Below are 25583 nucleotides of genomic sequence, written 5' to 3' on the forward strand. Positions count from 1 at the left end.
GGATCGGGGCGACCGGCACCGGTAGCCGTCCGGGCCGGCTCGGGCGGGTTCGCGGACCAGAGGTTCGCGGACCCGCCCTCCCGCATGACCGACCTCCGTTGTGACCGACCGATGAGAGAAGGCGACCGCATGGTTCGGAAGAGGAAGACCGACGGCCGTACGCCGCGTCGGGCACTCTGGTTGAGAACACTGATCGCGATTACGGCGTGCGGCGCCGCAGTGGGTGGCGTGGCCGCCTACCGGAGCTACTCCGAAGACGCCACCACCGAGCGGCCGGTGACGACGGAAGAGGCGTCCAGGCTGGCGCTGTCGCGGCTGAATCTGTACCAGGCCAGTCCCGTGGCGGTGACCCTGACCGCCACCGAGGGCGGCGGAGTGGTGGTGCGGGTCAAGGGGGTCGTGGACTACCGGACCCATCGGGCCGTGGGGAGCTATCAAGTCACCGGGGCCACCGGTACTTCCGGGTCCTCCGCCACCTCCGGGCCGCCCGCCGCCGGGCAGCTCGACCGCGGGCTGATCGTCTGGGACACCGGCGGCCTCGGCCTGGCCCCCGCGCCCGAGGGCGACGACAAGCAGCCCTGGCAGCAGGCCGAGCACATCCCGCGCTCGGGCTGGTCCTCGCGCTCGTACACGACCGATCCCCTGGACGCCGGGCTCCAGTTGCTGATCGGGCTCGGTGCGGACCGTCCCGACAACCCGATGCTGCTCGCCCAGTCCGGGGCCCGATGGCTGGCGCATGACCGCATCGACGGCCATGACTACGACCGCTTCGCCGGGCCGCGTGCCCAGGGCGCCACGCCCGGGGCGGGGTCCGACGGCGGACGGTCGCCGCTGACGTACTGGGTCGACGGTGACGGCGGCCTGCGGCGGGTGACGATGCGGATGGCGGGTCTGGGGACACCGACCACCGTGGAGTTCACCGGGCGCGACGGCCGGGCGAAGCTCCCTGAGGCGCCGTGGGGCACCGGCTGAGATCTCAATGCCGGTGCGCCCCGGCTTCCACCGCAGCGCCGTGCTCAGCGCGGGCGCGGCACGGCGTCCACGTCCTTCGGGAGCGGGTACGCGGCCGGGTCGACGGCCCCGGGCAGGCCGGTCGCCGGGCTGCCCGGGGCCGTCGGATCCGGCATGGACGGCTGGGCGGGTGGGGCCGGCACCTGGCTGAACGGGACGCCGGGCGGCGGCTGCACCGACGCGGTCCGGCCGGTGGGCAGCGTGCCCCTGCCACGGGTGCCGCAGCCCGCGCGTCCCTCCAGGCCGTCCGGGCTCTGGGTGTCGGGCCGGTTGCCCGCGAAACAGTTGCCGGGGTCGACCGAGGCCAGCACGAGGTCGATGCCGTTGCCGGTGGCACGGTTGCCTTCGACACGGTTGCCGCTCGCCGGGTGCCCCGGCGGGTCGGTGACGACCACTCCGGCCGCCCGGTTGCCCCGGACCAGGTTGCGCTGGACGCGGTTCGCGGTGCCGCCGCCGATGCCGATACCGATACCGAAGCCCCCGTCCGCCTGCTCGGGTGTGTCGGCGGCGTTGTTGTCGGCCACCACGTTGCCCGCGATCACCGCGCCGTGCTGCGGGGCGAGGGCCTCCAGGTCGTTGGAGTTGACCGTGACGCCGACCCGGTTGCGGGCGACGCGATTGCCCAGCACCGACAGGCCGTCCGAGGCATTGGTCAGTTCGATGCCGACCGCGTTGCGCTCCACGGTGTTGCCGCGGACGACGGTGGAGCAGGGCTTGCACTGGCCGACGTAGATGCCGGAGTCGGCGTGCCCGGAGGCGTAGGAGTCCTCGATCACGCCGTCGCGCGCGTCAAAGGCGTAGATGCCGTACAGGCCGTTGTTGTACGCCGTGACCCGGGTCGCGCGGAAGCCGCGGACGGGAGGGAAACGGGTGGTGTCCAGCGGGTCGTAGGCGGAGCCGCCGGCCCCGCGCTGCTGCAACCGCTCGTCGGTGACGCCGGTGAACAGCACGCCGTTGGCGAGGTAGCCGTGCACGGTGAGGTTCTCCACCACCGAGCCCGCGCCGGTCACGGTGATGCCGTTGGCCAGACGCACACCGCCGTCGAAGACCACCTTGTTGCGGTCCGTTCCGCGCAGTACCACGCGGGGCTTGGTGATACGCACGCTCTCCCGGTACACGCCGGGGCCGATCAGCACCGTCTCGCCCTCACGAGCGGTGTCCACCGCCTGCTGCACCGAGCGGAAATCCTGTGGAACGCGCAGCACACTCCCCGCCGGATGCCGCGCGTCGGCGGGGGTCGGCTCCGTGCCGGAACATCCGGTGGCCGCCAGCGCGAGCGGGACGACCACTATCGACAGACGCAACACCGCCCGGAACACTGCCGTCGGGACGGCCGAGCGGTTCAACGGGCGTAAAGCAGACAGGGTTTGCATGGAGGATGTTTTATCGTCTCCAATAAGCCCATGCCCACCCAACACGGAAATGCGCAGGATCCGTCCCGACCCGCGGCAACCGGTATCGGGCGGCGCCGGGCAATGCTCGCCGCCGGAGCGGTGCTCGCCGCCGGGGCAGGAGCGGCGGCCGACGAACTGGCGAGGGGCGACCGGCCGGCCGGCCGGGCCACCGCCGGCTCCCCGCCGGCCGAGTCCGCGATTCCCTTCCACGGCGCCCGGCAGGCAGGTGTCACGGCGCCCCAGCAGCCGGCGACGCACCTGCTCTCCTTCGACCTCCCCCGGACCTCGGCCGCCGCCGACCGGAAGGTTCTTCGCAGCGTCCTCTCCGCGCTGAGCAGCACACTCGCCACCGCGGCCGCCGACTCCCCGCCGGACCCGCGGCTCCAGGGCGGTGGCACGACCCGGCTCGCCTCCCTGGTCGGCGTCGGCCCCGCCCTCGCCGCCCGGCTCGACCTCGATGTCCCCGCCTCGCTGGCGGAGTTACCGCCGTTCCCCGGCGACCGCCTCGACCCGCACCGCAGCAACGGCGACGTCCTGGTCCAGCTGAGCGCGGCCGACCGCTGGACGCTCACCGTCGTCGCCGAACTCGTCGGCAGTGCCGCACAGGCCGCCGGTGCGGTGCCGCGCTGGACCCAGTCCGGCTTCCTGCCCCACACTCCCCCGGGCACCACCCCGCGCAACCTGTTCGGCTCCAAGGACGGCACCGCCAACCCCGATCGCGCGGCGGCCGAGCAGTGGGTCTGGGGCCCACCGGGAGCCCACGGGAACGGCACCGTTCTGGTCTACCGCCGGATCCACATGGACGTCGCCGGCTTCGCGGCCCTCTCCGAGGAGCGGCGCGACCGCGTGATCGGCCGCCGTGCCCGTGACGGAGTCGCCCTCACCGGCACCGCCGAGCGCGACGAGCCGGACATCTACGCCAAGAACCCCGACGGTTCCTACGTCATCCCCGCCACCGCCCACGTGCGCCTCGCCAGCCCCCGCTTCGACGGCGGTGCCCGTATGCTCCGTCGCAGTTACAGCTACGACGACGGACCGAGCGACCGCGGCCTCCTCTTCTGTGCCTTCATGCGCGACGCCGCCCAGTTCACCCGCGTCCAGAACCGGCTGGCCGCCCGTGACGCGCTCAACCCGTTCCTCCAGCACCGGGCCTCGGCCGTGGCCTACGTCCTGCCCGGTGCCGGATCCGCCGGGACTCTCGGTGAACGGCTCTGGGCATGAGGTCCGCCCGGCTCACGCGTTCACCGCCCCGACCGTTTCAGCCCGCGATCCGGGCCATCCACTCCTCGACCTCGTCCGCCGACCTGGGCAGTCCGGCCGACAGGTTCTCGTTGCCGTCCTCGGTGACGACCAGGTCGTCCTCGATCCGGACGCCGATGCCGCGCCACTCCTCGGGCACGGTGAGGTCGTCCGGCTGGAAGTACAGGCCGGGCTCGACGGTGAGCACCATGCCCGGCTCCAGCACGCCCTCGACGTACTCCTCGTTGCGGGCATGCGCGCAGTCGTGGACGTCCAGGCCGAGCATGTGGCCGGTGCCGGCCATCGTGAAGCGGCGCTGGAGGCCGAGCTCGTACGCGCGGTCGGCGGGGCCCTCGATGAAGCCCCACTCGACCAGTCGTACCGCCAGGTGGCGCTGGGAGGCCTCGTGGAAGTCCCGGTACGCGGCGCCCGGCTTGACAGCCGCCATGCCGGCCTCCTGGGCCTCGTACACCGCGTCGTAGACCTTGCGCTGCAGAGGAGTGAAGGTGCCGCTGATCGGCAGGGTGCGGGTGACGTCGGCGGTGTAGAGGGTGCGCGTCTCCACGCCCGCGTCGAACAGGAGCAGCTCTCCCGGGCGCACCGGACCGTCGTTGTCCGTCCAGTGCATGATCGTGGCGTGCTCGCCCGCGGCGCAGATCGAGCCGTAGCCGACCGCGTTGCCCTCGAGGCGGGCGCGGCGGAAGAAGGTGCCCTCGATCCACCGCTCGGACGTCTCTATCGCGCCGGAGAGCTCACCGATCGCGTCGGTGAATCCCCGTACCGTGGAGTCGACGGCCTTGCGGAGCTCGCCGATCTCCCAGTCGTCCTTGACGAGGCGGAGGTCGCTGAGCGCCTCTTCGAGTTCGGCGTCGCGCTCCTCGTCGGTCGTGACGGCGCCCTCCAGGGACGGGTCGATGCCCCGGACGATGCGGGTCGGCGCACCGGAGGCGGCGGCGAGGTCGGCGGCCGCCGTGCGGACGTCCCGGCAGGGCAGGCCGAGCACCAGCTCCGACTCGGCCAGGGAGCGGCGCCTGCCCATCCACAGCTCGGCCGTGGAGCCCGTCCAGAACTCGTCGTTGTTCCTGCTGTCCCGCGGCAGCTGGTAGCAGTAGGCGTCATGGCCTCCGTCCGCGCGGGGTTCGAGGACGAGAGCACCGTCCCGGGCCTGGTCCCCGGTCATGTGCACGTAACCCGTGTACGGGCGGAACGGGTAGGTGTCGTCGTTCGAACGGGTCTTGAGGTTCCCGGAGGGGATCACGAGGCGCTCGCCCGGGAAGCGCGCGGAGAGCGCGGTGCGGCGGCGGGCCGCGTACGGGGCCTGCTCGTCGAGCTGCAGGTCGTGCCGCTCGGTGTCCGCCCAGCCCGTCCGCATCAGAGCGGACAGTTCCTCGGAGATCCCTGAGTAGAGACCGTTCTTTCGCCCCTTGGCCACGGCGTACGCCTTCCTTTCGATGGGTTCCTCGTGCGGGTTCCTCGCCTGCGAGGGGTGGAGCGCGGCCGTACGGACGGCCCTGCTCGCGGTGGCGCCCGGCGCCCTCGCCGCCGCCGGTCGTCGGCGGCTCCAGGACGGTAACCCGCGCCGCGCACGTATGGTGCCGAGGAGTGCCACTGGCACGGATCGGCCACATCCGCCGGCCGGAGGCGTCGATAATGGGGCACATGACGAACGCGAGACTCGGCGAGGCGCTTCGGCTGCTGGGCATCGGTCACGAGGCGAGCCGGGTCTATCCGGCACTGCTCGAACTGGCCCCCGCCCCGCTGAGTGCGATCGCAGAAGCGGCCGGTCTGGACGGTGCGGACCTGGCCGCCGCGTACGGGGCACTGGTCGATGCCGGTCTGGCCAGTGCCGCCGAGGAGGGCGGGGACGTGGTGGCCCCGGTTCCGCCGGCCGCCGGGCTGGAGATCCTCGCCCGGCACCGTGCGGCCGAGGTCGAGGAGTCGCGCATCACCGTCGGGGGCGCGTTCGAGTCGTTCCGGCGGCAGCGGCTCGCCGCGTACAACGACGATCTCGTGGAGGTCGTCACCGGCGAGGCCATCGGCCCCCGGATGCGTCAGGCCTGGGCGAGCGCCCGCGAGCAGATCCGGCAGTTGGAGTCACCGCCGTACTTCCCCCTGCCCGGAGCCACGGACGACGCGCTGGCCACCCTCGCCAGGGGCGTGACGCAGCGGGTCGTGTACTCGCGGGAGTCGCTGGAGCATCCGGGCCGCCTGAAGGATGCCATCGAGCCGTGCATCAGGGCCGGCGAGCAGGCCCGGGTGCTGCCGTCGGTGCCGGTCAAGCTCATGATCATCGACGAGGCGTACGCACTGGTGTCCCTGTCGATCCAGGAGGCGGACGTACACAACACCATGCTGATCGTGCAGCCGTGCGGGCTGCTCTCCGCACTCATGGCGCTGTTCGAGCAGTCCTGGCACAACGCGCTGCCGTTCCACGGCCGCACCACTCGCCCGGGCGGCCTGCAACCCGCCGACCGCCGTCTGCTGTGGCTCCTCGCCGGAGGCGCCGGCGACGACGTGATCGCCCGGGAACTGGGCATCAGCCGCCGCACGCTCTTCCGCCGCCTCCAGGTCCTGATGGCCCGGCTGGGCGCCGCGAACCGCTTCCAGATGGCCTTGCAGGCGCAGCGCAACGGATGGCTGTGAATTCGTCGACACCTTGGCGATGTGTTTCCAACAGGCCTCCGGGGAACGCCACTTGCAGCCATCGGCCGACATTCCTCAGCGTGTCCGCCCCGCCCAGCTGCCCCGAGCCGGCGGCGTGACCCCGGACCGCTGAAGGACACCATGAAGAGAATCCTCCCCGGGGCCATACCGGCCGCGGGGCTGCCGGCCTCGGCACAGGCGGCACCGGCCGTCGGCTCCCCCGCGCGGGACACCGGCACCGCGGCCGCGACGACCGGCACCTCCCTCGTCACCGACGAGTACGCGGCGGGCATCGCCTTCACCGGCGCGTGGACCAAGGGGTAGACGCCCGACGCCCTGCTCTGCCGCGAGTTGCAGGACTCCACCGGCCCGCGCCCGCACACCCCTGACGTCTGTTTAGGTTAGGCTAAGCTAAATAGGCGTCAGGGGTGACTCGGACGAACGACCAGGGTGGGGGCAGACATGGGACCGGTCGTCACGGAGGGCGCGGATGCGCATCCGTCCGCCAGGCCGCTTCGCCGGCCGGAGGAACCGCGCGGCGGAACGGTCGTCGTCAAGTTCGGCGGCAACGCCATGGTGGACCCGGAACTGCAACGGACGTTCGCCCGCGACATCGTGGAGCTGTGGCGCACGGGACTGCGCCCGGTCGTCGTGCACGGGGGCGGGCCGCAGATCAGCTCGATGCTCGACCGCCTCGGCCTGGAGACCCGTTTCGAGGCGGGGCTGCGAGTGACCACCCCGGAGACCATGGAGGTGGTGCGCATGGTGCTGAGCGGCCGGGTCCAGCGGGAGCTGGTCGGCCACATCAACGCCCATGGGCCCTTCGCCGTCGGCATGACGGGCGAGGACGCGCACACCATGACGGCGGTACGGCGGCCGGCCCGGGTGGACGGCCGGGTGGTGGACATCGGTCTCGTCGGTGACATCGTGGACGTGAACCCGGGCATGGTGGGCGCGCTCCTGGAGCAGGGGCACATCCCGGTGGTCTCCCCCGTGGCACGCGGCGAGGACGGACAGGTCTACAACGTCAACGCCGACCTCGCGGCGTCCGCCCTCGCCGTGGCGCTCGATGCCGAGCGGCTGGTGATGCTCACCGATGTGGCGGGGCTGTACGCGGACTGGCCGCACAGCACCGAGGTGATCGGCCGGTTGACCGCCGACGCGCTGGACGGGCTGCTGCCGGGGCTGGCCGGCGGGATGCTGCCGAAGATGGAGGGCTGCCTGCGGGCCGTCCGCGGCGGCGTGGGCCGGGCGCAGGTGCTCGACGGCCGCGTGCCGCACGCCGTGCTCCACGGTGTCCTCGGCGGGCCCGGCCCCGGCACCACCGTGGTTCCCGGCGACGGCCCGGAGCACGGCAGCGGCACCGTCTGACCGCGTCGGACACCCTCGGAACGGCCGATGGCCGCCCCGGACGCCGGTCCGGGGCGGCCATCGGCGCACATGCAGGAGGGGCCGCCATCGGTGCACCTGCGCGAGGGGCCGCCATCGCTGCGCATGCGCGAGGGGCCGCCATCGCTGCGCATGCGCGAGAGGTGGTCAGAGGATCTTCGCGAGGATCCGTGCGTCGCGCCGTGGGTCCAGGGACTCCACCCAGGACGAGGGCGCCGGACGCGCGGTCGTGGTCGCGAAGCCGTGGCGGAGGAACAGGTCACCACCGCCGGTCGTCGCCGTGAACAGGGCGTCCAGCGACCGGGCGCGCGCCGTGGCCAGCAGAGCGCGCAGGAGCCCGGCTCCCACGCCGCACCCCTGCCGGTGCGCGGCGACGCAGAAGTTGTACACGACGCCCACGGACCCGCGGCCCTCCCCCGGACCCGGCGGGTACACCCGCAGGCCGACGCAGCCTTCGAGCGGGGATCCGGGAGCCTGCGCCACGAGGAAGTCGGCCGCGCGGGCGGCGTAGAGCGAGGCGGGCCGCTCCCGCAGCGACCCCGAGCGCACGAAGGGCCGGGACAGTCCGGCGAGTGCGGCGGCGTCCTGGGGGTGGGCGGGGCGCACGGAGTGTGTCGGCGCAAAGGGCGCGGGCGGCAGCGGAGGAGCCGGGCGCGGCGTGGCAGTGATCAAGACTTCGGGGTCAGTCGGTGGCCGCCGCGAGGGACCGGGGGCGCAGGTCGGTCCAGTGGGTCTCGATGTAGTCCAGGCAGGCCTCGCGGCCGTTCTCGTCGAGGGCGATCGTCCATCCGCCGGGTACCTCCGCGAAGGACGGCCAGAGCGAGTGCTGTCCCTCGTCGTTCACCAGGACCAGGAAGCGGCCTTCGGGGTCGTCGAAGGGGTTGGTGCTCATGTGTCGGTGCCTCCTCGGGGCCGACGGGCCGGTGACGGCGGCGTCGTGAGTGTGCGTCAGGGCGCGGGTGCGGGTGGGATCGGAGCTGAAGCGAGCAGAGTTATTAGGTTAGGCTCACCTAATACAAGGTGAGCCTAACCTCTTCCCCTTCCCTCTCACAAGGAGATGCCGATGCGAAGGAGATGCCGATGCGCCCGGTGACCGAGCGGGTCCGCGACGAGGACGGGGGCAACGCCTTCGCCGGGTTCGGACTGCACGGCAGGCCCGGCACCGACGAGTTCTGGGCGGCGGTACGGACACCGGTGCCCGTACCTGCCGGTGACGGCGGCTGGCGGACCCTGTTCCTGTGGCGCGGGTCCGAGGCGCTGATCGACTTCGAGAGCTGGTCGCAGCCGATCCCCCTGCGCCGGTGGGCCGATACCGACTGCTGGTACGCCGAAGTGCGCATGCCCGCGCGGCTGCGGGTGACCTACCGGTTCATCGCGGGCGGCGCGGCCTGTGCAGATCCGTTCAACCCGGTCGGTGCGAGCGCCGACCGGTCCATCGCCGCGACGCCGGACGCCCCGGACCAGCCGCACTGGCCCGTTGTCGGCGCCGACGACGTGCTGCCGCTCCCCCGCACCCGGATCCGCTGGGCGAGCGAGCGGCTCGGCGGGCGGCGCACCGTGCGCGTCCACCCGGTGGGCGGCGGCGGGCCGGTGGTCCTGCTGCTCGACGGGGACGACTGGCTGCATCTGCACCCGGCGATGACCGCGTTCGACTCGGCCGCCGCCTGCGGCGAGATCCCGCCCGTCACCCTGGTCTTCCTTCCGGCCAAGGACCGGCAGGCCGAGTTCGGGTGCAGGCCCGAGCTGTGGGAGGCGGTCCGGGACGAACTCCTGCCGCTGGTCGCGGAGTCCGGCGTGCCCGCCGACCCCGGCCGGCTGGTGGTCGCGGGGCAGAGCCTGGGCGGGCTGAGCGCGCTGTACGCGGCGCTGGAGTTCCCGGACCTGGTCTCGCGGGTCGCCTGCCAGTCACCGTCCTTCTGGTGGTCGCCGGGGGCCGAGGACCTGCCGGACCCGTTGGGCGGTCCGGTCGGCGGCGCCGTCGCCGCGCGGCTGCGGCGCCGCCCCGACCTGTCCGGTCTGCGCTGCGCGTTCGATGTCGGGGAGCACGAGACGCGGATGCTGCCGCACTGCGAGCTGACCGAGGCGCTGACCGAACAGGCCGGCGCGACGGTACGGGTGTCGCGGTCGGCCTCGGATCACGACCGGGCGGGCTGGCGCCACGCCCTGCTCAGGGACGTCGCCTGGGCCCTGCTCTGAAAGGCCCCCGGCCCGGCTTCTCAACGGGCCACGGCCAGGCAGTAGTTCTCGTCGCCGGCCAGGAGGTTGCGGTGGGTGTCCTGGGCGGTGATGACGCCGTCGTCCAGGACGAGCACCCGGTCGGCGGCGTCCAGGAGGGCCGGACTGCTGGTGATCACGACCGTGGTGCGGCCCCGGCGCAGCTTCGCGACGTTGCGGGCGATGAGCTGCTCGGTGACCGCGTCCACCGCCGTCGTCGGGTTGTGCAGGACCAGCACTTCGGAGTCGGCGGCCAGGGCGCGGGCCAGGGACAGCCGCTGCCGCTGGCCCCCGGAGAGGTTCGCCCCGCGGTCGCGGACCGCGTAGTCGAGCCCGTCGCGGTGGAGGGCGACGACATCGGTCAGCATGGACGCCTCGACGGCCTCGGCGATCGTCCGGCTCGTTCCCGACGGGTCGATGTTCGTGCGGAGCGTGCCCGCGAAGATCTCCCCGTCGTACGGGTTCACCAGCATGTGCTCGCGGACCGCCTCGACCGACAGGTCCGCCAGCGCCTGTCCGCCGACCCGCACCACTCCCCCGTACGCCTCGGGCGCGACCCTCACCGCGAGGAGCGAGGCGAGGTCGGCCGCCGCGCGCGGCCGGTACGCGGCGATCGCCACGAACTCCCCGGCGGCCACCTCGAACTCCAGCCCGCGCAGCGCCCCGTACCGGACGCCGTCCACCGCCAGGCCGCCGCCCGCCACTGGGCGTCGCGTCCCGGGAGCCGTCACCGGCTGCGCGGTCAGGACCAGTGCCATCCGCTCGGCCGAGGCACGCGCCATCATCACGTACTTGGGCATCTCCGAGAACATCTTGAGCGGTTCGATGATGAACTGCGCGAGGCCCACCGCCATGACGAGTTCCCCGATGGTGATCCGGCCGTCGAACGCCAGCCAGCCCGCCGTCAGTGACACTGCGGCGGCGAGCACCGCGTTGAGGGCCAGTGCGGTGCCCGCGTACGCGCCGTTCACCCTGGCGACGGTGATCGCCTGGTGCCGCGCGTCCCTGCTGACCTTCCGGTAGGAGCCGAACGCCGCGTGGTTGCCGCCGAAGCCGTGCAGCGGGCGCAGGCCGGTGATCAGGTCGGCGACCTTCGCGCCCGCCCGCGCCACCCGGGCCTGCTGTTCACGGGTGCTGGCGCCGATCCGCTTGGACATCACGGCGAGGATGGAGAGGATCGCGACGGTCCCCACGATCACCAGCAGGCCGAGCCGGATGTCGGCCAGACCCAGCGCGAGCGCCGCGACCACCACCGCGACCAGGGAGCTGATCAGCAGCGGCACCACCTCGATGATGTCGGCGGTCTGGTCGGCGTCCTCGGTGGCGATGGTCAGCACCTCGCCGGACTTCAGGTCGATGTCCCTGGCCACCGGCTGGAGCCCGCAGGCGGCCACCTGCACCCGCCAGCGGTGCGCCTCGGTCGTGTTGGCCTTCTGCAGGACGCGCATCCCGAACCGCCACGACAGCGAGACCGTCGTGATGATCACGGCCAGCGCGCCGATCGACAGGCCGAGCGCGGCCGGGCTCCGGTCCTGCATGGTGTGCTCGACGATCAGGCCGAGCGCGATGGGGAAGGCCGTCTCCCCCGCCTGGTACAGGCCCATGAGGACGGTGCCCCGGACCATGGCGCCGACGTTGCGGCCGAGCGCGGTCCGCAGGATCCGGGCCCCCGGCCGGGGGCGCTGCGTGTCAGGAGTTGTCATCGAGGTGGCGCGCAATCGCTTCGGGGGTTCGCAGGGTGAACAGATCACGGATCGTGATCACAGGGCCGTACTCGCGGCGGAGCAGCCCGGTCAGCCGCACCGCCAGCATGGAGTGACCGCCGAGGGACACGAAGTCGCTCACCGCGCTCACCTCGTCGTCGTCCAGGTCGAGTGCCTCGGCGAAGTACTCGCACACCACGGTCTCGGTCCCGGTCGCCGGGCCGCGTTCGCCCGCCGTGGTCAGCGCGCCGAGCGGCCTGGCCTCCGGCAGCGCCTTGGTGTCGGCCTTCCCGTTCACGGTCAGCGGGATGCCGTCGACCCGGGCGTAGTGCGTCGGGCGCAGGAAGTCCGGCAGGCCGGCGCCCACCTCGCCGGCGACCTGCGCCAGGTCGGCGCCGTCCAGTACGAGATAGGCGGCCAGCCGGTACGCGCCGTCGACCTGCGGGTCGGGCTGGGCCACCGCGGCGGCGAACCGCACCGCCGGGTGCGCCTGGAACACGGCCTCGACCTCGCCCAGTTCGACCCGGTGTCCGCGGATCTTGACCTGCTGGTCGGTGCGGCCCAGGTACGTCAGGTTCCCGTCGGGCCGGCGGATCACCAGGTCCCCGGTGCGGTACATGCGCTCGCCGGGCGCGCCGAACGGGCAGGCGACGAAGCGGTGGGCGGTCTGGGCGCTCTGCCCGAGGTAGCCGCGGGCGATGCCGATGCCCGATACGTACAGCTCGCCGGGGACCGAGTCGGGCAGCGGGCGCAGCCACGGGTCCAGTACGTACACCTCGGTGTTGTCGATCGCCACGCCCACCACCGGGTCCTGGCACTCGAAGGTGCCGACGCCGAGGGTGTTGATGGTGTACTCGGTGGGCCCGTACAGGTTGTAGCCGGCCGTTCCCTCCGTCTCGGCGAGCCGCTGCCAGAGCGTCGGGGTGACGGCCTCGCCGCCCAGCAGCACCAGCGCCGGCCGCCGTCCCGGGTCGTCGAGCAGACCCTCGGCCACCAGTTGCTGGGCGTAGGTCGGGGTCACGTTGATGACGTCGATCGCGTGCTCACCGCAGTACTCGACCAACCGGGGGGCGTCGCGGCGCAGTTCCTCGTCGCAGATGTGGACCTCGTGGCCGTCGGCGAGCCACAGCAGTTCCTCCCACGACATGTCGAACGCGAACGACACGGTGTGCGCGATGCGGAAGACCCGGTGGCCGTGGTCGGCGAGGACCGGTTCGAAGATCCGCCGCTGGTGGTTGATCAGCATGTTGGTGAGCCCGGCGTACTCGGTCACCACACCCTTGGGCTTCCCGGTCGAGCCGGAGGTGTAGATCGTGTATGCGGGGTGGCGCAGCCGGTCCGGGTCGTCCGGCGCGAACGTCACGTACGGTTCGGCCTCGGGCAGCGGGCGGTCCAGCTCGATGAGCTCGCCGCTCAGCCGGTGCGACACGGCGCTGACGGTGAGGATCACCTCGGGCCGGGCGTCCGCGACGATCGCCGCGATCCGCTCGTCCGGGTGGTCCAGTTCCAGCGGTACGTAGGCGGCGCCGACGCGCAGTACGGCGAAGAGCGCCACGATCGAGTCGAGGGAACGCGGGAGAGCGAGGCCGACGGCCGTCTCGGGGCCGATGCCGCGCCGGGCGAGCACACCCGCCAACGTCCGGCTGCGGTCCCGGAGTTGAGCGAAGGTCATGGTCGATCCGTGGGCGACGAGCGCGAGCCGTCCGGGATCGCGGTCCGCCGCCCGGTCGAAGCGGTCGACGACGGTGTCCGTGCCGATGTCGGTGCGTCCGGCGGGCCCGGGGTCCGGGGCGAGCCCCGGCAGGGCGCCGACCTGCCCCGTCGACCGGGCGAGGTCCTCCAGTACGCGGAGGTAGTCGTCGAGGAGGCGGCGGGCGCCCACGAGGTCGCCGTCGCGGTGCTCCAGCTTGACCGTGAACCGGTCGCCGGGCGTGACGACCCAGGTGAACGGGTAGTGCGTGGAGTCGTCGGCCCGTACGGAGGTGATGCCGTGCCGGGTGTTCATCTCGGCGAACGCGTCCAGGTCCAGGAAGTTCTGGAGCACGAACAGGTTGTCGAACAGGGCGTCGTGGCCGGCGGCCCGCTGGATCTCGCCGAGCCCCAGGTGCTCGTGGTCCATCGCCTCGACCCGGGCCGCCTGTACGGCCGACAGGTACCCGCCGACCGTGTCGTCGGGCCGGGCCCGGGTCCACATGGGCACCGTGTTGAGCAGCACACCGACGATGCCGTCGTGGCCCTCGCCCTCCCGGCCCGAGACGGTCACCCCGAACACCGCGTCGGCGCGGCCCGTGCGGGCGCCGAGCAGCAGGCCGAAGGCACCGGTCAGCACCGAGTTCAGGGTGACGCCGTGTGCCCTGGCCGCTTCCCGCAGCAGGTCGGAGAGTTCGGCGGACATCGTGTGCGTGAGGGAGTGCGGCAGTTCGTCGGAGAGGACCGGGGCGGGGCCGGCGAGCAGCGTCGGACCGGGCAGGCCCGCCAGGTGCTCCGCCCAGAAGCGGTTCGCCGCCTCCGGGTCCTTGGCGGCGAGCGTCCGGGCGTACTCCTCGAAGCCCGGCACGGCGGGGGCCGGGACCGGCGGTTCGCCCGCCAGGACGGCCTCGTACGCCTCGAACAGTTCCCGCAGCACGATTTCGCGGGACCAGCCGTCCCAGAGCAGCAGGTGGTAGCTGAGCAGCAGGCCGTCCCGGCCGTCGGGCAGCCGCACCACGGTCAGCCGGATCAGCGGCGGCTCGCCCGGGTCGAAGCCCGACTCGCGGTCCCGGGTGCGCAGTTCCTCGGCTTCCGTCTCGTTCGTCGCGGTGACCGTACGGACGTCGACCCGGCGGCCCGCGCCGAGGACCTGGACCGGGTTTCCGTCGTCGTCGGTGGTGAAGCCGGCGCCCACGACCGGGTGGCGCGCGATCACGTACGCCATCGCCTCGGCCAGCGCGTCGGCGTCCAGGCGCCGGCCGAAGGTGAACCAGCTCTGTGCGACGTAGTGTCCGGCCGTGCCCGCCATCTGGGCCTGGAAGAACAGGCCCCGTTGGAGCGGGGTGACCGGTGCCGTGCGCTCGGCAGTCGCGGAGGCGTCCGCGATGTGCTCCAGTGCGCCGATCCAGTGCCCGGCGATCTCGTCGGGCACGCCCTCGGCGAGGGTGAACTGCGCGTGCAGGCTTCCGGTGGTGTCGTCGGTCCAGGCGTTGACCTCGACGGCGTACGGGCTGTCGTGTTCGCCGCCGCTGAGGCGCAGGGCCTGGGACTCGCCGCCCCGGCCGAGGTAGTTGAACAGCACCTGCGGGCGGGCGGTCAGCAGCGGGGCCGTCTGCGGGTTGAGGTACCTGAGCCGGCCGTAGGCGACGTGCCCGGACTCGTCCGGCTGGCGTTCGGCGACCTCGCGCGCCGCCGCGACGGGGTCGGTGTGCGCGGTGAGCCGCACCGGTGCGATGGCGGTGAACCAGCCGACGGTACGGGAGTAGTCGTGGTGCTCCAGGGCCGGGACCCGGCCGTGCCGCTCCAGGTCGATCGCGAGATCGGTGGGGGTGGGCTGGACGCGGGTCAGCGCGGTGCGCAACGCGCCGCAGAGCAGTTCGGTGAGGCCCACGCCGAGTGCGGCGGGGGCGGTGCGGGTCACGAGGTCGCTCGCCTCGGGGGCGAGTACGACCGTGGTATCGCGCAGGCCCCGGGCCACGGGCAGCGGCGCGGGCGCCGCGAGCGTGGTGATCCAGCGGCCGAGGCCGTCGGTCTCCTGGGCGGAGCGCACCGCCAGCGCCTCGGCGTACTCGGCGTACGACGTGGTCGGCGGAGCCAGGGGCGTACCGCTCGTCGCGGCGGCCAGGTCGTCGAGGAGGATCAGCCAGGACACCGCGTCCACGGCGAGGTGGTGCACGGTGACGACCAGGGTCCGGCAAGCCGGCAGCCAGGAGAACGCGATGACGTCCCCGGCTCCGGGATCGAGCCGGCCGGCCGCCTCGTCCGCCGCGGCCGTCGCGTCGGCGGCGTCCGACGGTACGACGGTGACCTCGCGGGCGGGTTCGGTGCGCAGCGCCCAGACACCGTGCCCGGTGCTCAGCCGGAGCCGGAGCACCGGGTGCGCGGCGACGACGGCGTTCGCGGCGCGCCGGATGTCGGCGAGGCCGATGCCCTCGGCCACCGCCACCGCCCGGGCCTGGACGAACCGGGCGAGCGATCCGCCCAGTTCGCGCCGGCGCAGGATGATCGGGGTGGCCGGCAGCGGGCCGTCCTCGCGTCGGGACGGCGCGGACGCCACCGCCTGCGGGGTGCGCGTGCCCAGGTGGCCGGCGAGGGCGCGCGGGGTCTTCAGCAGGAACACATCCCGGGGTGCGATCGGCAGGCCGAGCGCCCTGGCCCGGTTGATCACGGTGATGGCGACGATGCTGTCGCCTCCGGCGCCGAAGAAGTCGGTGTCGGCGTCCACGGCGACTCCGGGCAGCGTCTCGGCGAAGATGCCGACCAGTGCGGTCAGTACGGAGTCGCTCGCGGCCACCGGGGTGGTGTCCGCAGTGGCCACCGGGCCGGTGCCCCGCGCGGCAACCGCCGCCCCGTCCTCGGCGGCGCGTTCGGCCAGGGCCGCGCGGTCCAGCTTGCCGTTGACCGTCAGCGGCAGGGCGTCGACCGGCAGCACCCGGCCCGGCACCATGTGCGCGGGCAGCTTGGCGGCGAGCAGGCCGGTGAGGTCATGGGGCGCCCGGCCCACGACGTGCGCGACGAGGTGGTCGCCGCCGTCCGCCACGGTGACGGCCGCATCGACGACGCCGTCGAGTTCCCGCACGGCGGACTCCACTTCGCCGAGCTCGATCCGGAACCCCTTGAGCTGTACCTGGTCGTCGGCCCGGCCGGCGAACTCCAGCTCCCCGCTCAGCGTGCGGCGGGCCAGGTCGCCCGTGTGGTACATGCGGGAGCCGTCGGATGCGAACGGGTTCGCCACGAACCGGCCCGCGGTGAGCCCCGGCCGACCGAGGTAGCCGAGCGACACCTGGTCCCCGGCGACGTAGATGGCGCCCACCCGGCCCGGCGGCACCGGCCGGAGCATGTCGTCGAGCAGATGGACGACCAGGCCGGGGATCGGGCCGCCGATCGGGCTGGCTTCGCCGCCGTCGGCGAAGTCCTCGTCGGTCAGCACCCGGTGGGTGACATGGACGGTGGTCTCGGTGATGCCGTACATGTTGACCAGCTCGGGCGCTTCGGTGCCGTGCCGCTCGACCCAGCCGCGCAGCCGCCCGAGGTCCAGCGCCTCGCCCCCGAAGATGATCCGGCGCAGCGCGGTGACGGGTGCGCCGGCGTGCCGGTCGGCCTCGATGAACTGGTAGACCGCCGACGGGGTCTGGTTGAGCACGGTCACCCCGCGCTCGCGGACCAGCCGGTGGAAGTCGACCGGGGAGCGGGTCAGCGCGTACTCCGGCAGCAGCAGCTCCGCGCCGTGCGCCAGTGCGCCCCACAGCTCCCAGACCGCGAAGTCGAAGGAGAAGGAGTGGAACTGGACCCATACGTCGTGCGGGCCGAACTCCATGCCGGGCCCCGTGTTCGCGAGGAGCGTCAGCACGGCGGAGTGCGGGACGACGACGCCCTTGGGCCGTCCGGTCGAGCCGGAGGTGTAGATCACGTACGCGGGGTCGTTCCGGACGGTGCCGGGTTCGGTGGTGTCGCGCGGCAGCTCGTCCCCCTGGACGAGCACCCGGGCCTGAACACCCGCCCGGACCAGCAGCCGGGTGAAGCGGTCCCGCTGGTCCCGGTCCACGAGCACGACCTGCGGGGCGGCGTCGGCGAGGATGTACTCCAGCCGCTCGTCCGGGTACGCCAGGTCCAGCGGCACGTACGCGCCGCCCGCGCTGACGACCGCGACCAGGGCGACGACCTGCTCCACGGAGCGCGGCACGGCGACGGCGACCCGCTTGCCGGGGCCGACTCCGGCGGCGCGCAGGACCGAGGCCAACTCGCTTTTCACTTCGGCCAGTTCGCCGTAGGTCAGGGACCGGGTGGCGCCGTCCAGGGCGCACTGGGTGACGGCGGTGGCCGCCGGGTGACGGCGCGCGGCGGTGTCGAACAGCTCACCCAGGGTCGCCGGGGAGACCGGCTCCGGGCGGCGGGCGGAGTCCGGGGCCGGTTCGCCGACGAGGGCGTCCGGGCGGTTCAGCAGGGAGGTGAGGGTCTCGGTGAAGGTGCGCAGGATCGCCTCGGCGCCCGCCTCGCGCACCAGCTCCCCGTCGTAGATCAGGTTGAAGCGCGGCCGGCCGTCGGGGGTGCGCTCCGCCACCAGCGTCAACGGGTAGTGCGGGGCACCCTCGTTGACGATGCCGGTGATGGTCAGGGTGTCGTCGGGCCCGCGCAGTGCGTCCACGTCCGTCGCGACGTCGAAGACCACCAGCGTGTCGAACAAGGGGCCGGTGCCCGCCTGGCGGGCGATCCCGGCCAGCGAGACGTGCTGGTGCGCCAGCACCGCGCTCTGGTGTTCCTTCACCGCGGCGAGCAGCTCGCGTGCCGTGGTGTCTCCGGTCCACCTGGCCCGCACGGGGATGGTGTTGATGAACAGGCCCACCATGTCCCCGATGCCGGGCACCTCGGCGTCACGGCCCGAGACGGTGGATCCGAGGACTACGTCGCTGCGGTGCAGGATGCCGCCCAGTGTCACCGCCCACGCGCTGTGCACGGCCACGCTCAGGGGCACTCCGGCCGACCGGACGGCCCCGTCGAGGTCTTCGGCGGCCTCGACGGCGATGTCGGCGAACCGTTCGGAGGGGGTGTGCCCTTCGGCGACCAGCGAGGGGCCGGCCAGACCGGCGAGTTCGCCGCGCCACACCCGCTCGCTCTCGTCCTGGTCGCGTCCGGCGAGCCGGCTCACGTAGTCGCGGTAGCCGCCGAGCGGGTACACGGTCCCCGGCGCGTGGTACTCGGCCAGCAGCGTGCGGAGCATCGGCGGGACGGACCAGCCGTCGGCGATGATGTGGTGCACGGTCTGCACCAGTACCTCGCGCCCGGAGCCGGCGCGGATGAGCGTGTAGCGCATCAACGGTCCGGTGGCCAGGTCGAATCCGGCGCGACGGTCGCGTTCGGCGTGCTCGCGGATCTCCTCGTCGGTGAGGTGGGGGCGGTCCAGCGTGGTGAAGGGCGCCGCCGTGCCGCTTTCGAGTACGGAGACGACCCGGCCGTCGGCGAGCGCGGTGAACCGGGCCGCCAGGTTGGGGTACAGCGTGAGCAGCCGGGTGGCCGCCGTCGCGAGCCGGTCGGCGTCCACGTCGCCGTCCAGGGTCAGCAGCTGCTGTTCGACGTAGCTGCCCGTGGCTTCGTCGTCGAAGACCGAGTGGAAGTACAGGCCCTCCTGCAGCGGTGTCAACGGCAGGACGTCGAGCAGCGCCGGGCCGTCCAGGTCGTCGACGTCGGCCTGGGTGAGCCGTACCAGCGGGAAGTCGCTGGGGGTGTGGCCGCCCTCTTCGAGCGCGGCCAGGGCGGTCAGGGCGGACCGGAAGTACTGGCTGAGGGTGGTGATGTCCTCGTCGGTGAACATCCCCTCGGGCCAGGAGAGGGTGGTGACCAGCCGGTACTCGCCGCTCGCGTCGGGTTCGGCGATCGCGTTGAACTCCAGGGCGCGCGGCAGGCGCATCCTCGGGTCGCGCTTCTCGCCCAACTGTCCCGTGGTTCCCGCGAGTTGCCAGTCGCCGCCGCTGCCCGCGTCGAATCGGCCCAGGTAGTTGAAGAGCACCTGGGGTGCGGGGGTGGCCGACCCTGACTCGGTGAGGTGGCGCAGGACGCCGTAGGGGAGGCCGTTGCCGGGCACCCGGGCGAGGTCCTCCTTGACCGCCTTGAGGGCGGCGGCCAGGTACGCGGGGGCGGTGAGGTCGGCCGCCGTGCCGGGGTCCACGGTCACCGGGAACAGCGTGGTGAACCAGCCCACGGTCCGCGAGAGTTCCGGATCGAAGCCGGCCGCGTCCGCCACGAAGCGTCCCTCGCGGCCGTGTCCCTCCAGTTCGATGTGGGCGAAGGTCTGGTCCTGGCCCCGGTCGCGGCGCCACCGGGCGAGGGTGACGGCCAGCGCGGTCAGCAGTACGTCGTTGACGCCCGCGTGGAACCTCGCGGGAACGGTGCCGAGCAGCGCGGCCGTGTCCTCGGGCCCGATGTCGACGGTCCGCGTGCGTTCCCGGGCGACCGTGTCGGACTCGGCCAGGGGGCGCCTGCCCAGCGGCGTGTCCGTTCCCGGCAGCGGCCGCTCGAAGTGGGCGCGGTCCGCTTCGAAGGACGTACGTTCCAGCAGCTGGGTCCAGCGCCTGAACGACGTTCCCACGGGCGGGAGTTGGACCTGATTTCCGGAGGCGTGCTGCTGCCATGCCGTGGCCAGGTCGTCCATCAGGATCCGCCAGGAAACGCCGTCGATCACGACGTGGTGGGCGACCAGGACGAGTTGCCGCGCCTCGCGGCGCCACACGGCGCGCAGCATCACACCGCGGTCCGGGTCGAGCCCCTCGGTGGCGAGCTCCACGCACTCCGCCAGTGGCCGGTCGCACTCCTGCCACCCGGCGGCGGCCTGTCCGGCCTCGGGGATGTCGAAGCTCCACCGCTCGCCGCGCACCAGCCTGGCGCGCAGCATGTCGTGCCGCTCCAGCACCGCGGCGAGGATCTCGTCGAGCGCTTCGGCACTCAGCTGTGCCGGTGTGTTGAGCACGACGGACTGCACGAAGCCGTCGATGGCGTCGGTGGTCCGGCCGAGCCACTGCACGATGGGCGATCCCACGACAAGGCCGGTCGCGACATCGCCGTGGTCCGCGGCGGACACCTCCTCACGGCTCGCCACCGCGGCCAGTGCCCCGAGAACGCTGTGGGTGAAGATCTGCCGCGCGGTGACGTGGAGACCGGCCTCCCGCAACGCGCCGAGCAGCGAGATCGCCAGGATGCTGTCGCCGCCGAGCCGGAAGAAGTCCTGGTCGGTACCGGCCTGTTCCAGCCGCAGCACCGACGCGACGGCCGCGCACACCACCCGCTCGTTCTCGGTGGCGGGCGCCACGACGGGACCGGTGCCGATCACGGGCTCCGGCAGGGCGCCCCGGTCGAGCTTGCCGTTCGCGGTGAGCGGGAACTCCTTCATCACGACGAGGTGGGCGGGCACCATGTACTCCACCATGTGCCCGACGGCCCACGCCCTGACGTCGTCGGCCCGCAGGTCCTCGTGGCCGGCGGCCGGGATCACGTACCCCACCAGGTAGGTGCCGCCCGCCGCGTTCTTCTTCGCGACGACGCAGCTGTGCCGTACCCCGGGGTGCTCCGCGAGGCCGGCCTCGACGTCCTCGGTCTCCAGCCGCATGCCGCGGATCTTGATCTGGTTGTCGGCGCGGCCGAGGAAGTCCAACGACCCGTCCGGGGCGAACCGGGCCAGGTCACCGGTCCGGTACAGCCGGGACCCGTCGTCGGCGAAGGGGTTCGCCACGAACCGGGAGGCGGTCAGGCCGGGTGCGTTGACGTACCCACGTCCCAGGAGGAGTCCGCCCGCGTACAGCTCGCCGCCGACCCCGACCGGGACCGGGCGCAGCTCGTCGTCGAGCACGTACAGCTGGGTGTTGGGGTTGGCCTTCCCGATCGAGGTCGACAGGCGTTCGGCCTCGCCCCGGTAGATGACGTGGGAGACACCGATGGTCGTCTCGGCCGGGCCGTAGCCGTGGTACAGCGGGATGTCGAGGCGGGTGCGGAACCGCTCGTACAGCTCGGGGGTCAGCACCTCGCCGCCGCACCACACGTGGCGCAGGCTGTCCAGGCGGCCGGAGTCGCCCGCGATCTCCAGCAGCACGTCCAGCATCGACGACACCAGGTAGGTGAAGGTGACCCGGTGCTCGGCGATCACGCTCAGCAGGTGGTGCGGGTCGCGTTCGCCGCCGGGCCGCAGGATCACCAGCCGACCGCCGGAGACCAGGGGCAGGAAGATCTCGTTGATGGAGATGTCGAAGGACAGCGGCGCCTTGAACAGCGAGGCGTCGTCGTGGCCGAAGCCCAGGATCTCGTCGACCTGCCACAGCAGGCGCTCGCTGATCGCCTCGTGCCGGATCATGGCGCCCTTGGGCCGTCCGGTCGAACCGGACGTGAAGATCACGTACGCCAGGGCCGTGCCCGGGACGCTCGCGTCCGGCCCCTGAACGGGCTGGTCGCCGAACCGCCAGTCGTCGAGGTCGACGGCCACGGCGTCCGGTTCACCCGCTCCGTGCTCGCCGGAGTCGTTGAGCTGGAGCACGACGCGGGCGTCCTCGACGACGACGGCGCGGCGCGCGGCGGGCCACTGCGGATCGAGCGGCACGAACGCGCCCTTCGCCCGCAGCACGGCGAGGAGCCCGATGACCATCTCCGCCGAGCGGCCCAGCGAAATACCGACGACCTGTTCGGAGGTGAGTCCGCGTTCGATCAGGTGGTTGGCCAACTGGCTCGAATATTCATCCGCTTGACGGTACGTCAACGACCGGCGTTCGTCTGTGATCGCGACGGCGTCCGGCCTGCTGCGCGCCTGCTCCCGGAACATCTCCATGATGGTCGGGCGGACCCGGTCGGCCCGGGTGTCGTTCCACTCGGCCAGGGCTTCGATCCTCGCCGCCGGGCCGGACGGGCCGATGGTGCCGATGGACCGGTCCGGGAAGTCGGCCAGGTCGTCCAGGGCGAGCTGCGCGTCGGACGGTGCGACGCCGCCGGGGACGGTGATGGTCCGGCCGTCCGGGCCGGCCTCCCAACCCGCGCTCCCGCCACCGCCGTTGTCGACCCAGCCGAGTACGTCGGTGAACCGCGCACCGGGGGTGAGGTCCAGGCCCTCGGGGCCGAGGCCGGTCGCCCAGTACGCCAGTCCTATGGCGCACGCTCCGGCGATGGTCCGGTCGCCGTAGTCGCCGGTCCGCCGGCGTACGCCGGCCAGGCGAGCGGGAGAGAGCAGCACGTGAGGAGCGCGCGGTTCCGTCATCGAAGACTCAGCATCCTTCCGAGGCATGAAGGTTAGCCTAACCTAACTCAGGGGTACCTAACTACCCTCTCGCCAGGCCCGCCACAGGCGCGCGTACTGGCCGCCCAGAGCCACCAGCTCTCCGTGCGTTCCCTCCTCCACCACGCGCCCCTCGGACAGCACGGCGATCCGGTCCGCGGCCATCGCCTGGGTCAGCCGGTGTGCCACGAACAGCGTGGTCCGGCCCGAGCACGCGGCCAGTACGGCCCGCTCCAGCTCCGCGGCGCCCTCGCTGCCCGCCTCCGCGGTCGACTCGTCGAGCACCACCACCGGGGCACGGCCCAATACCAGCCGTGCCAGGGCGATCTGGGCGACCTTGGTGACGTCCAGACGCTCGCCGCCCTCGCCGACCCTGGTGTTCAGCCCCTCGGGCAGCAGCTCCACCCACCCGTCGGCACCGACCGTGCGCAACGCGTGCAGCAGTCGTTCGTCGCTCGCCGCGGGCGCGGCCAGCCGCAGGTCCTCGGCGAGGGGACCCGAGAACACATGCGTCTCCTGCGTCAGGATGCTCACCAGGGCCCGCGCCCCGGCCTCGTCCAGACCGGCGAGGTCCTGCGATCCGATGTGTACCGAACCGGCCTGCGGGGTTCCGGTGCCTGCGATCAGCGCGGCCAGCGTCGACTTGCCCGCGCCCGTCGCCCCCACCAGGGCGAGCGAACCCCCGGCCGGGATGGACAGGTTCACGTCCCGCAGGACCGGCTCCTCGGCGCCGGGGTAGCTGAAGGTCAGCCCCTGAACGGTCACCGGATACGGTCCGGCGTCCGCCTGGGCGACGGACACGTCGCCCACCAGCCGGTCCTCCGCGGGCTCCCCCACCACCCCGACCAGGCGGGTGAGGCTCGCGCCCGACTTCTGCGCCTCGTCGAAGGTGAACATGATGGCGCCCAGCGGGGTGAACAGCCGGTGGAACATCAGCGGGGCCGCCGACACCTCGCCCAGGCTTGCGGCGCCGGCCTCCAGCAGGGCGTACCCCACCACGATGATGAGGACCAGCCCGATGAACTCGGCGCGGTTCTCCCGGCCGACGAACCGCCCGAAGAAGCGGAACACCTCGACGCCGTAGTCGCGCACCCGCCACGACTCCTCGGTCACCTTCTCCCGGACGGCCCCCTCCAGGCGGTACGCCCGTACCGTGTCGATCCCGTCGAGACCGCTGATCAGTGCTTGCGCGCGGTCGGCCTGGGCCACCCGCTGCTTGCGGTAGAGCGGGGCGGAGCGGGGCAGGTACCACCGCAGGGCCAGCGCGTAGGCGGGCAGCGCACCGGCGCCGGCCAGGCCGAGCCGCCAGTCCAGTCCGAACATGCCGGCCGTGGCGATGACGACCAGCACGCCCGCCGAGAACACGGTGGGGATGGCCGCCCGGATCCCCTTGGACAGCACAGCCACGTCGTCGCCGACCCGGGACAGTACATCGCCCCGGCCCACCTGTTCGACGCGTGCGCTCGGCATCCCCAGCACCGCGCGGACGGCCGCTTCCCGCAGCCGGGCGAGCAGACCCGCCCCCAGCCGCCCGATCAGGTACGTCGACACGGCGGTGGCCGCCGCGCCGAGCAGCGCGGCGGCCACCATCACCGCCCCGACCGTGACGAGCGCCGAGCGCGATCCGCCCCCGGTCACCCCGTCGACCACCTGACTCAGCAGGAGTACGGGGAGCACCTGGAGCGCCGCCCCGGCCACCGTGGTAAGCAGGGTGGAGGCGGTCAGCCACGGGGCCCGGCGGCAGTGCGCCACGACCCACGCGGTGGCCTCGCCGCTGGTCGCCGTGCGCAGGGTCGCGGAGGCTGCGCGGGTGTCGGTGGCACTCACACGAAGACCGAATCTCTGCGGGGACGGGGCAGTTGGACCGGCATGGCTACTTGACCGACTCGACGAGCTCGTCGATCGCGTACGGCAGCGAGAGCAGGGTTCCCTGGGACATGGCGGCACCGACCGCCGGGCCCTCGCTGTCCAGCAGATACGAGACCTTGCCGTTCTTGACGGCGGGCAGGTTGGTGAACAGCTCGAACCTCTTCAACGCGTCCGTGTCCGCCTTGTCGTTGATGACGAAGATGCGGTCGGCGTCGACCAGGTCGACGCGCTCGGGGGACAGCACGGTGAAGAACTTGCCGTCCGCGACCTTGTCGATCTCGGTCCGGTACTTGAAGCCGATGCCCGTGACCAGCCGGCCGCGTACGTCGGTGGAGGTGAACGGCGCGACGGAGTCCTTGTACCAGGACAGCGCCACCGCGGTCTGCTTCGCGAACTCCGGGTGGGCCTTCGCGGCCGTGTCGAGCTTGGCCTGGATACCGTTCACCAGCTCCTTGCCCTCGGCCTCCTTGCCCAGCGCCTTGGCGATGTGCACCGCGTTGTCCTGCCACGGCGCGCTGAAGGGCTCCTTCTCGGCCTTGGTGCGGCCCACCGTCGGGGCGATCCTGGAGAGCTTCTCGTAGGCGGCCTTGTCGATCTCGGAGTAGACCGCGATGATCAGGTCCGGCCGCAGCGAGGCGATCTTCTCGTAATTGGGGCCCGAGTCACCGTTGTTCATGATGACCTCGGGGCGGGTGTCGCCCCACTTGTCCTTGACCCAGGGCCACTGGGTGTTGATGTCGGGGGACTTGCCCGCCGGGTTCGGGTACTGGTCGACCATGCCGACCGGCTTGATGCCGAGCGCCAGAATGGCCTGGTCGTCCGTGTAGCCCACGGAGACGACGCGCTTCGGGGCCTTGGTGATCTCCGTGGACCCGAATGCGTGCTCCACGGCGACCGGGAACGCTCCGGAGGCGGCGGCCGGGGCGTCCTCGCCCTTCTTGTCCGCCGAGTCGGAACCGCATCCGGCGAGGAGGCCGACGCCGAGGGTCGCGGCGGACAGTATCGCCGCCACCCGCCGCCAGGGCTTCACACGCGTCGTTCGATGGAGAAGCATCCGGAATCCCTTGCTTTCACACGGTCCACTGCACCTCGTTGTAAGGGCAGCCAAACCTTATCCTGCGTAAGTGAGGCAAGCCTAGCCTAACTTGCGAACTCTCCTTTGTCGGGCATGACTTGGGTGCACACCCC

At 72.6% G+C, this 25583-nt stretch carries 14 protein-coding genes; 6 read left to right on the forward strand and 8 right to left on the reverse strand.

What is annotated here, in order from left to right:
- The first annotated feature begins 228 nt into the window (after positions 1-228).
- Entirely contained in the window at positions 229-972 is a 744-nt protein-coding gene (locus OG842_RS07325) for a hypothetical protein (RefSeq protein WP_266728587.1), read from the forward strand.
- Positions 973-1016: 44 nt separating this feature from the next.
- On the opposite strand, the gene OG842_RS07330 is transcribed toward OG842_RS07325, so the two are convergent.
- On the reverse strand, positions 1017-2318 hold the full coding sequence (locus OG842_RS07330) for a right-handed parallel beta-helix repeat-containing protein (RefSeq protein ID WP_266728589.1): 1302 nt from the start codon (positions 2316-2318) through the stop codon (positions 1017-1019).
- 168 nt (positions 2319-2486) lie between these two features.
- Here OG842_RS07330 and OG842_RS07335 point away from each other — a divergent pair, with 168 nt between their 5' ends.
- On the forward strand, positions 2487-3626 hold the full coding sequence (locus tag OG842_RS07335) for a Dyp-type peroxidase (RefSeq protein ID WP_266728591.1): 1140 nt from the start codon (positions 2487-2489) through the stop codon (positions 3624-3626).
- A gap of 37 nt (positions 3627-3663) precedes the next feature.
- Here OG842_RS07335 and OG842_RS07340 read toward each other — a convergent pair whose 3' ends face one another.
- On the reverse strand, positions 3664-5076 hold the full coding sequence (locus OG842_RS07340; protein ID WP_266728593.1) for an aminopeptidase P family protein: 1413 nt from the start codon (positions 5074-5076) through the stop codon (positions 3664-3666).
- Between the two features lie 227 nt (positions 5077-5303).
- Here OG842_RS07340 and OG842_RS07345 point away from each other — a divergent pair, with 227 nt between their 5' ends.
- The 3 genes from OG842_RS07345 to argB all read left to right on the forward strand — a co-directional run bounded on the left by OG842_RS07345 (position 5304) and on the right by argB (position 7658).
- Complete coding sequence (locus OG842_RS07345) at positions 5304-6287, forward strand: LuxR family transcriptional regulator (protein ID WP_266728595.1); 984 nt, start codon at positions 5304-5306, stop codon at positions 6285-6287.
- A 141-nt stretch (positions 6288-6428) separates the two neighbouring features.
- Entirely contained in the window at positions 6429-6611 is a 183-nt protein-coding gene (locus OG842_RS07350; RefSeq protein ID WP_266728597.1) for a hypothetical protein, read from the forward strand.
- 138 nt (positions 6612-6749) lie between these two features.
- Entirely contained in the window at positions 6750-7658 is a 909-nt protein-coding gene (gene argB / locus OG842_RS07355; RefSeq protein ID WP_266728599.1) for an acetylglutamate kinase, read from the forward strand.
- A gap of 165 nt (positions 7659-7823) precedes the next feature.
- Here the strand turns inward: argB and OG842_RS07360 are convergent, their stop codons facing one another.
- Positions 7824-8348 (reverse strand): GNAT family N-acetyltransferase, encoded by a 525-nt coding sequence (locus OG842_RS07360; RefSeq protein ID WP_443063969.1) that lies wholly within the window; start codon positions 8346-8348, stop codon positions 7824-7826.
- Positions 8349-8358: 10 nt separating this feature from the next.
- A complete protein-coding gene (locus OG842_RS07365; RefSeq protein ID WP_266728601.1) occupies positions 8359-8568 on the reverse strand; it encodes an MbtH family protein in 210 nt (69 codons plus the stop codon).
- A gap of 188 nt (positions 8569-8756) precedes the next feature.
- On the opposite strand from OG842_RS07365, the gene OG842_RS07370 reads away from it, so the two are divergent.
- Complete coding sequence (locus tag OG842_RS07370; protein WP_266728602.1) at positions 8757-9872, forward strand: alpha/beta hydrolase-fold protein; 1116 nt, start codon at positions 8757-8759, stop codon at positions 9870-9872.
- A gap of 20 nt (positions 9873-9892) precedes the next feature.
- Here the strand turns inward: OG842_RS07370 and OG842_RS07375 are convergent, their stop codons facing one another.
- The 4 genes from OG842_RS07375 to OG842_RS07390 are packed head-to-tail and all read right to left on the reverse strand — an operon-like array spanning position 9893 to position 25449.
- Entirely contained in the window at positions 9893-11593 is a 1701-nt protein-coding gene (locus OG842_RS07375; RefSeq protein ID WP_266728603.1) for an ABC transporter ATP-binding protein, read from the reverse strand.
- A complete protein-coding gene (locus OG842_RS07380; RefSeq protein ID WP_266728604.1) occupies positions 11580-22508 on the reverse strand; it encodes a non-ribosomal peptide synthetase in 10929 nt (3642 codons plus the stop codon). The genes OG842_RS07375 and OG842_RS07380 overlap by 14 nt, the downstream gene beginning before the upstream one ends.
- Before the next feature lie 57 nt (positions 22509-22565).
- Positions 22566-24353, reverse strand: coding sequence for an ABC transporter ATP-binding protein (locus OG842_RS07385; protein WP_266728605.1), 1788 nt, complete (start codon positions 24351-24353; stop codon positions 22566-22568).
- Positions 24354-24399: 46 nt separating this feature from the next.
- Complete coding sequence (locus tag OG842_RS07390) at positions 24400-25449, reverse strand: iron-siderophore ABC transporter substrate-binding protein (RefSeq protein ID WP_266728606.1); 1050 nt, start codon at positions 25447-25449, stop codon at positions 24400-24402.
- Between the last annotated feature and the right edge of the window lie 134 nt (positions 25450-25583).

Origin of the sequence: Streptomyces sp. NBC_00376 (assembly GCF_036077095.1) — a bacterium.
Classification (GTDB): domain Bacteria; phylum Actinomycetota; class Actinomycetes; order Streptomycetales; family Streptomycetaceae; genus Streptomyces.

What these genes read in the sequence shown, in the direction of transcription:
- OG842_RS07335 (WP_266728591.1), top strand. Translation starts at nt 2,487, where the DNA reads ATGCTCGCCGCCGGAGCGGTGCTCGCCGCCGGGGCAGGAGCGGCGGCC.
- OG842_RS07345 (WP_266728595.1), top strand. Translation starts at nt 5,304, where the DNA reads ATGACGAACGCGAGACTCGGCGAGGCGCTTCGGCTGCTGGGCATCGGT.
- OG842_RS07350 (WP_266728597.1), top strand. Translation starts at nt 6,429, where the DNA reads ATGAAGAGAATCCTCCCCGGGGCCATACCGGCCGCGGGGCTGCCGGCC.
- argB (WP_266728599.1), top strand. Translation starts at nt 6,750, where the DNA reads ATGGGACCGGTCGTCACGGAGGGCGCGGATGCGCATCCGTCCGCCAGG.
- OG842_RS07365 (WP_266728601.1), bottom strand. Translation starts at nt 8,568, where the DNA reads ATGAGCACCAACCCCTTCGACGACCCCGAAGGCCGCTTCCTGGTCCTG.
- OG842_RS07370 (WP_266728602.1), top strand. Translation starts at nt 8,757, where the DNA reads ATGCGCCCGGTGACCGAGCGGGTCCGCGACGAGGACGGGGGCAACGCC.
- OG842_RS07375 (WP_266728603.1), bottom strand. Translation starts at nt 11,593, where the DNA reads ATGACAACTCCTGACACGCAGCGCCCCCGGCCGGGGGCCCGGATCCTG.
- OG842_RS07380 (WP_266728604.1), bottom strand. Translation starts at nt 22,508, where the DNA reads ATGACGGAACCGCGCGCTCCTCACGTGCTGCTCTCTCCCGCTCGCCTG.
- OG842_RS07390 (WP_266728606.1), bottom strand. Translation starts at nt 25,449, where the DNA reads ATGCTTCTCCATCGAACGACGCGTGTGAAGCCCTGGCGGCGGGTGGCG.